We start from the raw sequence: 489 nt of genomic DNA, 5'->3' as shown, positions 1-489 counted from the left end.
CGTCTATGGGCATCTCACAACTCCATTGTATTCTTGGTCGAAAACAATAGATTAGTGAGGTGCTCTTCTTTTTTCAATCACTTTCGAAGTTGAGAGTGGGGTTAGTATTAGGTATGATTTTTGATAAGGATGGTATAAGTCTATACTTTGTTGTATTTATCCTTCTCACCTCAACGCTTTTTGCTCTTTTCTATGTTGTATTAAGACGTCTTAGCCGAGAACTGTTTACCTACACCTATTTCCCCGTTCGTTTTAATCGTAAAGACGGCAAAGTCTACGTCATCGGTGCCAATAAAAAAGTAGAAACCTATGACTGGGGTAGTCTAAAGATACAAATGCAGACCGATGCCAATGCACCTTGGGATATCCGCTGCTGCGATGTGGATGACAAGGGCATTATCCAACGCACTTTTAGTCTGCCTTTTCGTTATCTTTAGGACTTACGCAACAATCAGTCTAGGCGAGCGTAACTGCTCGCAGAGATAGTCA

1 protein-coding gene is annotated in these 489 nt (G+C 41.3%); it reads left to right on the top strand.

The window, feature by feature from the left end:
* Positions 1–113 precede the first annotated feature (113 nt).
* Entirely contained in the window at positions 114–437 is a 324-nt protein-coding gene (locus EI164_RS16705; protein WP_192521074.1) for a DUF6708 domain-containing protein, read from the top strand.
* Positions 438–489: the final 52 nt, after the last annotated feature.

It is taken from the genome of Psychrobacter sp. FME13 (assembly GCF_014861395.1).
In the GTDB taxonomy this organism is placed as follows: domain Bacteria; phylum Pseudomonadota; class Gammaproteobacteria; order Pseudomonadales; family Moraxellaceae; genus Psychrobacter.
This window is presented reverse-complemented; position numbering and strand designations above follow the sequence as displayed.